At 67.3% G+C, this 9,480-nt stretch carries 10 protein-coding genes and 2 tRNA genes; 6 read left to right on the forward strand and 6 right to left on the reverse strand.

Going from position 1 to position 9,480, the window contains the following annotated elements; genetic code table 11:
* Positions 1-10 precede the first annotated feature (10 nt).
* The 5 genes from LPB260_RS09485 to LPB260_RS09505 all read right to left on the reverse strand — a co-directional run bounded on the left by LPB260_RS09485 (position 11) and on the right by LPB260_RS09505 (position 3,456).
* Positions 11-85, reverse strand: a tRNA-Gln gene (locus LPB260_RS09485).
* Between the two features lie 54 nt (positions 86-139).
* Positions 140-214: transfer RNA gene (locus tag LPB260_RS09490), tRNA-Gln, on the reverse strand.
* A gap of 22 nt (positions 215-236) precedes the next feature.
* Positions 237-1,112 carry a 4-(cytidine 5'-diphospho)-2-C-methyl-D-erythritol kinase gene (gene ispE / locus LPB260_RS09495; RefSeq protein WP_208708455.1) on the reverse strand — a complete coding sequence of 292 codons (876 nt, stop codon included), beginning with the start codon at positions 1,110-1,112 and terminating at the stop codon, positions 237-239.
* On the reverse strand, positions 1,109-1,726 hold the full coding sequence (lolB, locus tag LPB260_RS09500) for a lipoprotein insertase outer membrane protein LolB (protein WP_208708457.1): 618 nt from the start codon (positions 1,724-1,726) through the stop codon (positions 1,109-1,111). The genes ispE and lolB overlap by 4 nt, the downstream gene beginning before the upstream one ends.
* The gene (locus LPB260_RS09505; protein WP_208708459.1) at positions 1,726-3,456 is read right to left on the reverse strand and encodes a tetratricopeptide repeat protein; all 1,731 of its coding nucleotides are present in this window, start codon (positions 3,454-3,456) and stop codon (positions 1,726-1,728) included. Before LPB260_RS09505 ends, lolB begins: the two co-directional genes overlap by 1 nt.
* A 185-nt stretch (positions 3,457-3,641) precedes the next feature.
* Between LPB260_RS09505 and hemA the strand changes: the two genes are divergently transcribed.
* The 6 genes from hemA (at position 3,642) to LPB260_RS09535 (ending at position 9,092) form a co-directional block, all read left to right on the forward strand.
* Positions 3,642-4,919: a glutamyl-tRNA reductase gene (gene hemA, locus LPB260_RS09510; RefSeq protein ID WP_208708461.1), complete on the forward strand. Its 1,278-nt coding sequence runs from the start codon at positions 3,642-3,644 to the stop codon at positions 4,917-4,919.
* Entirely contained in the window at positions 4,919-6,001 is a 1,083-nt protein-coding gene (gene prfA / locus LPB260_RS09515) for a peptide chain release factor 1 (protein ID WP_208708463.1), read from the forward strand. Before hemA ends, prfA begins: the two co-directional genes overlap by 1 nt.
* Before the next feature lie 79 nt (positions 6,002-6,080).
* Positions 6,081-6,914: a peptide chain release factor N(5)-glutamine methyltransferase gene (gene prmC / locus LPB260_RS09520; RefSeq protein WP_208708465.1), complete on the forward strand. Its 834-nt coding sequence runs from the start codon at positions 6,081-6,083 to the stop codon at positions 6,912-6,914.
* The gene (locus LPB260_RS09525; RefSeq protein ID WP_208708466.1) at positions 6,907-7,680 is read left to right on the forward strand and encodes a molybdopterin-synthase adenylyltransferase MoeB; all 774 of its coding nucleotides are present in this window, start codon (positions 6,907-6,909) and stop codon (positions 7,678-7,680) included. Before prmC ends, LPB260_RS09525 begins: the two co-directional genes overlap by 8 nt.
* Positions 7,670-8,458: a glutamate racemase gene (gene murI / locus LPB260_RS09530; protein WP_208708468.1), complete on the forward strand. Its 789-nt coding sequence runs from the start codon at positions 7,670-7,672 to the stop codon at positions 8,456-8,458. The genes LPB260_RS09525 and murI overlap by 11 nt, the downstream gene beginning before the upstream one ends.
* A gap of 118 nt (positions 8,459-8,576) precedes the next feature.
* The gene (locus LPB260_RS09535) at positions 8,577-9,092 is read left to right on the forward strand and encodes an acyloxyacyl hydrolase (RefSeq protein WP_208708470.1); all 516 of its coding nucleotides are present in this window, start codon (positions 8,577-8,579) and stop codon (positions 9,090-9,092) included.
* Positions 9,093-9,156: 64 nt separating this feature from the next.
* Here the strand turns inward: LPB260_RS09535 and LPB260_RS09540 are convergent, their stop codons facing one another.
* Positions 9,157-9,474, reverse strand: a complete 318-nt coding sequence (locus LPB260_RS09540; RefSeq protein WP_208708472.1) for a YkgJ family cysteine cluster protein — start codon at positions 9,472-9,474, stop codon at positions 9,157-9,159.
* Positions 9,475-9,480 lie beyond the last annotated feature (6 nt).

Consider the following 9,480-nt stretch of genomic DNA (forward strand, 5'->3'; position numbering starts at 1 on the left):
AGTATAGAAATGGCAGGGGCGGCTGGATTCGAACCAACGCATGCCAGGATCAAAACCTGGTGCCTTACCGCTTGGCGACGCCCCTGTATCGTGTGTAACCCAATGCTGTCAGTCGTACTCACAACGCCTGTGGCGTTGATGGCAGGGGCGGCTGGATTCGAACCAACGCATGCCAGGATCAAAACCTGGTGCCTTACCGCTTGGCGACGCCCCTAGTACAACTCACTCTTACGCATTCACTTCTTGGCCAGAGCTGCGAGCTTTCGATGCAACATCGAGATGTTGCGACCTTGAGCGACAAAGCTCGGCAAAGCGGCTGGAAGTTGGCGGGCGACTTTATCAGCATCGTCCCGGTTTGGGAAGCTCCCAAACACACAAGCTCCAGTGCCGGTTAATCTAGTTGGAACAAATTTGTTCAACAAGATCAAAGCGTTACGAACAGCTGGGTAACGCTTCTGGACAACCGGCTGGCAGTCGTTACGACCACCCCCCTCAAGAAGGCTGCGAACTTTAATGGGCGGCGTATCGCGTGTCAACTCGGGGTCGGAGAAAACTTCCGCTGTGCTGACAAGCACTTGCGGGATGGCCACGAGAAACCAGGGTTCGGCGAGCTCGACCGGGGTGAGTCTCTCGCCGACGCCCTCGGCGAAGGCGGCGCGGCCGCGCACGAACACCGGCACGTCGGCGCCGAGGCCGAGGCCCAGCGCGGCCAGGCGGTCCTCGTCCCAGTCCAGCTGCCAGAGCTGGTTGAGGCCGAGTAGGGTGGTGGCGGCATCCGAGCTGCCGCCACCGATGCCGCCGCCCATGGGCAGCTGCTTGTCCAGCCAGATGTCGGCGCCCAGTGGACAGCCCGACTGCCGCTGCAACTGCCGGGCGGCACGCACGATCAGGTTGCTGTCGTGCGCCACGCCGGATATCTCGGTGTGCAGGCGGATCTGTCCGTCGTCGCGCAGGGCGAAGCCCAGCTGGTCGCCATGGTCGAGGAACTGGAACAGGGTCTGCAGCTCGTGGTAGCCGTCGGCGCGGCGACCGAGGACGTGCAGCATCAGGTTGAGTTTGGCCGGCGCCGGCAGGGTCAGCTGGGCGGCGGCGGGAATGGCCGGCTGGATCATTGGCCGAGCTGGCGCGGTTGCCAGTCCTTGATCACCAGGGTGACCTGCAGGTCGTGGCCGTCGAGCTTGATGCGCTCGGGCAGCCAGTAGCCGTTCTGCTCGGTGTAGCGCAGGTAGTCGACCTGCCAGCCGTCCTGCTTCAGTTGCGCCAGGCGGCTGTCGCCGTCCAGGGTGACGCGACTCCTGCTGTCGGGCGAGGGCAGGCCGCGGATCCACCAGAGTAGATGCGAGACCGGCAGGTTCAGGCCCAGCTGCTGTTGCAGCAGGGCTTCCGGCGAGGCGGCCTGATAGCGGCCCTGGTTGGCCACTTCCAGGAGGATCGCCCCCGGCCGCCCGGTCAGGCGGGCGGCGCCGCGGCCCAGGGGGCCGGACAGGCGAATGTCGTAGTAGTCCTGGCGCTGCAGCCAGAACAGCGTGCCGCTGCCGGAGTCGCGCGGGGCACGGATGCCGACCTTGCCGCTGATCTGCCAGGCGTCGAGGGTGCTGACCTGCTGCTTGTGCAGCTTCCAGCGGGCCGGATCGCCGGCGCCTTCGAGCGCTTCGCGGGAGGTCAGGCCGGCGCAACCGGCGAGCAGGATGGACAGGCTGAGGAGGATGAGGGTACGGGCGAGCATCACAGGGTCTCGGAGCCGGTCAGGCGCAGCAGGGTGCTACGCAACACGGTGCTGTCGGGTTGATCCTTGAGGGCGCCGGCCCAGACTTTCCTGGCCTCGCGCTGCTTGCCCTGGGCCCAGAGCACTTCACCGAGGTGGGCGGCGACCTCATGGTCGGGGAAGCTGCGCAGGGCCTGGCGCAGCAGGCGCTCGGCCTCGTCCAGGTTGCCCAGGCGATAGTTGACCCAGCCCAGGCTGTCGAGAATCGCCGGGTCGTCCGGGCTGATCTGGTAGGCCAGCTCGATCAGTTCCTTCGCCTCGGCGTAGCGCGTGGTGCGGTCGGCCAGGGTGTAGCCGAGGGCATTGAGCGCCATGGCATTGTCCGGCTCGCGCTCGATGATGAAGCGCAGGTCCCGTTCCAGCTGGCCCAGGTCGTCGCGCTTCTCCGCCAGCATGGCGCGGGTGTAGAGCAGGTTGAGGTCGTCCGGGAACTGCTCGAGCGCCTGCGCGATCAGGGTCCAGGCGGTTTCGTGCTGCTGCTGCTTGGATAAGGCTTCCGATTCGATCAGGTACAGCTGGATGGCGTAGTCGGGCTGCGCTTCGCGCGCCTTGCGCAGGCGTGTCGAGGCCTCTTCGCCGCGCTGCTCGGCCAGCAGCAGTTCGGTCTGGCGCGCCTGGGCCGGCAGGTAGTCGTTGCCGGGGCCGACCAGGGCGTACTCCATCAGCGCGTTCTTCGGCTTCTTCAGCGCCTCATAGGCACGGGCCAGATTGAAGTGGGCGGCGTCGACATGGCTGCCACGCTCGACCAGTTCCTGCAGGTAGACGATGGCCTCTTTCCAGGCTTCCGCTTCCAGGCAGACCAGTGCCAGGGAGAAGCGCAGGTCATCATCCGTGGGGAATTGCTGCAGGAGCTTGGCGAACTCGCCCTTGGCGTCCTCCAGGCGGTCCTGGGTGACCAGCATGCGCGCGTAGGTCAGGCGCAGGCGCTTATCCTCCGGGTGGCGCTTGAGGCCCCGCTCCAGCAGTGGCAGCGCTTCATCGCCACGCTCGAGGCCCTGCAGCAGGCGCGCGCGCAGCAGCAGTGGCGCCACGTTGTCGAGCTTGGCGGCCTGCTCCTCGAGCAGCTCTAGGGCCTCCTGGGGGCGCTCGTCCTGCTGCAGCAGCAGGGCCTTGCCGAACAGCAGTTGGCCGTTGTCCGGGTGCTTTTCCAGCAGCTGGTCGAAGCTTTGCAGCAGGCCGGCGCGGGTGTCCGGGTCGGTTTCTGCGGCGGACAGGGCGAGGAAGTCGAAATGGGTATCGCCCTGGCGTTGCAGGACGCTTTCCATATAGTGCATGGACTCGTCGTAGCGCCCGGCGCGGGCTAGTTGCACGGCGGCGGCGCGCTGGGCGTCGAGGTTGTCGGGAGCGTTCTTCGCCCAGATCAGCGCGGTATCCAGGGCCGCCTGCTCGGCACCGAGGTATTCGGCGATGCGGAAGCCGCGCTCGGCGACCCCGGCGTCCTGGGTGGCGTTGGCCTGCTGCACGTAGTTGCCCAGGGCGATATCGAAGCGGTTGCGCTGCCCGGCCAGCTCGGCGGTGAGCAGGGCGAACAGGGTTTCCTGGCTGAACGAGGCATATTCCTTGGGCGTCGGCGCTTGCGTTGCCGGGGAGGCCTCCTCCACGGGCGGCGTGCCGTCCGGAACGGCAGGGCTGAGCACTTGGCAGCCGCCCAGCAAGGCCAGGGCGGTCAGTAACGCGAAGGATCTATTCATAGGGGCAAAGACGACTAACCTGCGGTCGGGGCATCATGACACAAGCCGTAGGGCAAGCCCATGGGGCAGGCCTCACGGCGCTGCAGTGGCGCACACGCTTGGCTAGGACAGTGGTCGGCGGTGGTTGTTCTCGTACCGGCGAAGTAGGACAATTGCGCGCTTCCCTCTTCTGTCAGCGACCTTGCATGGCCTTCATCGCCCTCGGCATCAACCACAAAACCGCCTCGGTGGACGTCCGCGAACGCGTGGCCTTCACCCCCGAGCAGTTGGTTGAAGCCTTGCAGCAGCTGTGCCTGCGCACGGCGAGCCGCGAGGCGGCGATCCTCTCGACCTGCAACCGCAGCGAGCTGTACCTCGAGCAGGACAGCCTGGCGGCCGACGCGGTGCTGGCCTGGCTGGCCGAGTTTCACCAGCTCAGCCTCGATGACCTGCGCGCCTGTGCCTATGTGCACCAGGACGACGCGGCGGTGCGCCACATGATGCGGGTGGCCTCCGGGCTGGACTCCATGGTGCTCGGCGAGCCGCAGATCCTCGGCCAGATGAAGTCGGCCTACGCCGTGGCCCGCGAGGCCGGTACCCTGGGGCCGCTGCTCGGCAGGCTGTTCCAGGCCACCTTCAGCACCGCCAAGCAGGTGCGTACCGATACCGCGATCGGCGAGAACCCGGTGTCGGTGGCCTTCGCCGCCGTCAGCCTGGCCAAGCAGATCTTCAGCGACCTGCACGACAGCCAGGCGCTGCTGATCGGCGCCGGCGAGACCATCACCCTGGTTGCCCGTCATCTATACGAGCAGGGCGTCAAGCGCATCGTCGTGGCCAACCGCACCCTGGAGCGGGCCAGCAGCCTGGCCGAGCAGTTCGGCGCCCACGCCGTGCTGCTCTCGGACATTCCCCAGGAACTGGTGCACAGCGACATCGTCATCAGCTCCACCGCCAGCCAGCTGCCGATCCTCGGCAAGGGTGCGGTGGAAAGCGCGCTGAAGCGGCGCAAGCACAAGCCGATCTTCATGGTCGACATCGCCGTGCCGCGGGACATCGAGCCCCAGGTCGGCAAGCTCGACGACGTCTATCTCTATACCGTCGACGACCTGCACGAGGTCATCGCGGAAAACCTCAAGAGCCGCCAGGGCGCCGCCCAGGCCGCCGAGGAGCTGGTCAGTGCCGGGGCCGAGGACTTCATGCTGCGCCTGCGCGAGCTGGCCGCGGTGGATGTGCTCAGGGCCTATCGCCAGCAGGCCGAGCGCCTGCGCGACGAGGAACTGGCCAAGGCCGTGCGCCTGCTCGGCCGGGGCGCCTCGGCCGAAGAGGTGCTGGCCCAGCTGGCCCGCGGGCTGACCAACAAGCTGCTGCACGCGCCCAGCGTGCAGCTGAAGAAACTCTCCGCCGACGGCCGCATCGATGCGCTGGCCGTGGCTCAGGAACTCTTTGCCCTCGATGAGGGCGTGCCGTCCGACAAAGGCCTGTGATGAAAGCTTCACTGATCAACAAACTCGACTTGCTGCAGGATCGTTTCGAAGAATTGACCGCGCTGCTCGGTGATGCCGAAGTCATAAGCAAGCAGAGCCAGTTCCGCGCCTATTCCAAGGAGTACGCCGAGATCGAACCGGTGATCCTGGCGTTTCGCGAGTTCTGCAAGGTGCAGGGCGACCTCGAGGGCGCCCAGGCGCTGCTCAAGGACAGCGACCCGGACCTGCGCGAGATGGCCGAGGAAGAAGTGGCCAGCGCCAAGGCCCAGCTGCTCGAGCTGGAAGACCGTCTGCAGCGCATGCTGCTGCCCAAGGACCCCAACGACGGGCGCAACGTCTACCTCGAGGTGCGGGCCGGTACCGGCGGCGACGAGGCGGCGATCTTCTCCGGCGACCTGTTCCGCATGTACTCGCGCTATGCCGAGAAGCAGGGCTGGCGGGTCGAGGTGCTGTCGGCCAACGAGGGCGAGCACGGCGGCTACAAGGAGGTGATCGCCCGGGTCGAGGGCGACAACGTCTACGCCAAGCTGAAGTTCGAGTCCGGCGCCCACCGCGTGCAGCGCGTGCCGGAAACCGAGTCCCAGGGCCGTATCCACACCTCCGCCTGTACCGTGGCGGTGCTGCCGGAGCCGGATGAGCAGGCGGCGATCGAGATCAACCCGGCGGACCTGCGGGTCGACACCTACCGCTCCTCCGGCGCCGGTGGCCAGCACGTCAACACCACCGACTCGGCGATCCGCATCACCCACATTCCCACCGGCATCGTGGTCGAATGCCAGGAGGAGCGCTCGCAGCACAAGAACCGCGCCAAGGCCATGGCCTGGCTCGCCGCCAAGCTCAAGGACCAGCAGGAGGCCGCCGCGCACAAGGAGATCTCCGACACGCGCAAGCTGCTGGTCGGCTCCGGCGACCGTTCCGAGCGCATCCGCACCTACAATTTTCCCCAGGGCCGGGTCACCGATCACCGCATCAACCTGACCCTGTATTCGCTGTCCGAGGTCATCGCCGGCGGCGTCGATGCGGTGATCGAGCCGCTGCTGGCCGAGTACCAGGCCGACCAGCTGGCCGCGCTGGGCGATTGAGTCCAGTGGTGCGCATAGTGCTCCCTACGGCGTGCCATGTAGGGTGCGCCGCGCGCACCAACCACCCTACGAGAGGAATATGGCCAGCATCGAATCCCTGTTGAGCGCGGCCGAGCTGCCCGACTCGCCGACCCCGCGGCTGGATGCCGAGCTGCTCCTGGCCAGCGCCCTGGGCAAGTCGCGCAGCTACTTGCACACCTGGCCGGAGCGCGAAGTCGAGGCCGCGCAGGCCGAGCGCTTTGCCGCCGACCTGGCGCGCCGCCGCGCTGGCGAGCCGGTGGCCTATATCCTCGGCCAGCAGGGCTTCTGGAGCCTGGAGCTGGAAGTGGCGCCGCATACCCTGATTCCCCGCCCGGACACCGAACTGCTGGTGGAGACCGCCCTAGCGCTGCTGCCGGCGACGCCGGCCAGCGTGCTCGACCTCGGCACCGGCAGCGGCGCCATCGCCCTGGCCCTGGCCGCCGAACGGCCGGCCTGGCGGGTCACCGGCGTGGACCGGGTGCCCGAGGCGGTGGCCCTGGCCGAACGCAACCGCCAGCGGTTGAAACTGAACAATGCCGCCTTCTGCGCCAGCCACTGGTTCGCCGCTTTGGGCGCCGGGCGCTATGCCATGATCCTCAGTAACCCACCCTATATCGCCGCCGATGACCAGCATCTGCGCGAGGGCGACCTGCGCTTCGAGCCGAGCAGCGCGCTGGTCGCCGGCGCCGATGGCCTGGACGATATCCGCGAGATAGTCGCCCGGGCCCCGGAGCACCTCGAAGCGGGCGGCTGGCTGCTGCTCGAGCATGGTTTCCAGCAGGCCGCGGCGGTCCGCAGCCTGCTGAGCGCGCGCGGGTTCGTCGAGGTGCAGAGCCGGCGCGACCTGGGTGGCCATGAACGCATCAGTCTGGGACGTTTTCACCATGAATGAGCCGAACACGCTGAACGATGAGGAGCTGCTGCGCTACAGCCGGCAGATTCTCCTGGCGCAGATCGATATCGAAGGGCAGCTGCGTCTCAAGGGCAGCCGCGTGCTGATCGTCGGCCTCGGCGGCCTCGGCTCGCCGGTGGCGCTGTACCTGGCGGCGGCCGGTGTCGGCGAGCTGCACCTGGCGGACTTCGACGCGGTGGACCTGACCAACCTGCAGCGACAGATCGTCCACGACAGCCCGAGCATCGGCCAGGGCAAGGTCGACTCGGCCATGGCGCGGCTGGCGGCGCTCAACCCGCAGGTACGCCTGCAGGCGCACCGCACCGCCCTGGATGCCGACTCGCTGGCCGCGGCGGTGGCGGCGGTAGATCTGGTGCTGGACTGCTGCGACAACTTCGCCACCCGCGAGGCGGTCAATGCCGCCTGCGTCGCCGCGCGCAAGCCCCTGGTCAGCGGCGCGGCGATCCGCCTGGAAGGGCAGTTGTCGGTGTTCGACCCGCGTCGCGACGACAGCCCCTGCTACCACTGCTTGTACGGCCATGGCAGCGAGGCCGAGCTGACCTGCAGCGAAGCCGGGGTGGTCGGTCCGCTGGTGGGCCTGGTCGGCAGCCTGCAGGCGCTGGAGGCGTTGAAGCTGCTGGCCGGCTTCGGCGAGCCGCTGATCGGTCGGTTGCTGCTGGTCGATGCCCTGGGCTCGCGTTTTCGCGAACTGCGGGTCAGGCGCGATCCGGCCTGCAGCGTCTGTGGCGGTGGCCATGGCCGATAACGCGCCGGTCGGGGTATTCGACTCCGGCGTCGGCGGCCTCTCGGTGCTGCGCGAGATCCGCGCCCTGCTGCCATCTGAGTCCCTGCTCTACGTGGCCGACAGCGGCCATGTGCCCTACGGCGAGAAGAGCCCGGAATTCATCCGCGAGCGCTGCCGGACGATCGCCGATTTTCTCCTCGGGCAGGGCGCCAAGGCGCTGGTGCTGGCCTGCAACACCGCCACCGTGGCCGGTATTGCCGAGCTGCGCGAGCTGTACCCGCAGCTGCCGATCATCGGCATGGAGCCGGCGGTCAAGCCGGCGGCGGCGGCGACCCGCGCCGGGGTGGTGGGCGTGCTGGCCACCACCGGCACCCTGAAGAGCGCCAGGTTCGCCGCCTTGCTCGACCGCTTCGCCAGCGACGTGCGGGTGGTGACCCAGCCCTGCCCGGGTCTGGTGGAGTGCATCGAGGCCGGCGAGCTGGACGGCGCGGCGACCCGCGAGCTGCTCCAGGGCTTCGTCGCCCCGCTGCTGGCCGAGGGCTGCGATACGCTGATCCTCGGCTGCACCCATTACCCCTTTATCAAGCCATTGCTGCGCGAACTGCTGCCGGCTTCGGTCAGTCTGATCGATACCGGCGCGGCGGTTGCTCGGCAGTTGCAACGGCGTCTCGACGAGCAGCGGCTGCTGGCCGCTGGTCCGGCGCGGGCCGGGCGCTTCTGGAGCAGTGGCGATCCCGGGCAGATGCAGGCGGTGCTGCCACTGCTCTGGGGCGATGCGGCGGACGTCAGCCGGCTTTGACAGCCCCGGGCGGCGATGCTGTTATGCAATAGTCTGCTTGTATTAATAACCAAGACTTCGATACTTTCAGGTGACTGCACGGGGATGCCCCGGACCTGGTGATAAAAGGAAATTTACAATGAAGAAGTTGTTCGCTTTGGCTGCCCTTGCAGCCGTGACCATGGGATCAGTGGTGTCGGCGCAGGCGGCCGATGTGACCTTCTCCGTAGGCAGCACCGACGAGTCGACCATGGTCTACCGTCTCGGTACCCAGTTCGACTTCAGCAGCCGCTGGTTGGAAAGCGGCACCGGCCATCTCGGCGGCTACTGGGATGCCGGCTACACCTACTGGCAAGGCGATGAGTCGGCCAGCAACCACAGCCTGTCGTTCTCGCCAGTGTTCGTTTATGAGTTCGCCGGGGACAACGTGCGGCCCTACATCGAGGCCGGCATCGGCGTGGCCTTCTTCTCCAGCACCGAGCTGGAGGGCAGCAAACTGGGTTCGTCCTTCCAGTTCGAGGATCGCCTCGGCGTCGGCCTGCGTTTCGCCGACCAGGAGGTTGGCCTGCGCGCCTGGCACTACTCCAATGCCGGGCTCAAGGAGCCGAACAATGGCATCGAGGCCTATACCCTGCATTACCGCATGGGTTTCTGAGGCGCGGCGTCAGATCGAAAAAAACCGGGCCATGGCCCGGTTTTTTCGTTTCGGCGGGGCACCCTCAGCGATAGATGCCGGCCATGCCCTGGCGTTCTTCCAGGCACTCGCCCGAGCCCATCTCGAAATCACGGCAGATCTGCGGGCGCTGTTCGTAGATGCTGCAGCGCATGCTGTCGCGGTCCAGGGCCGCGCACCAGCCGTCGTCGAGGCGGCGCATCACCTCGCCACCCCAGGCATCGGTGCCGATGAAGCGTTGCGGCACGCCGGTGTCGCTGATCAGCATGACTTCCAGCTGGCAGCAGCAGGCGGCGCAGTTCGAGCAGCTGACGGCCGGCTCATCGGGCAGTTGGGTGTGGGCAATGGGCGGGAGATGACTCATGGGCCG

This window comes from Pseudomonas sp. LPB0260 (assembly GCF_013388395.1).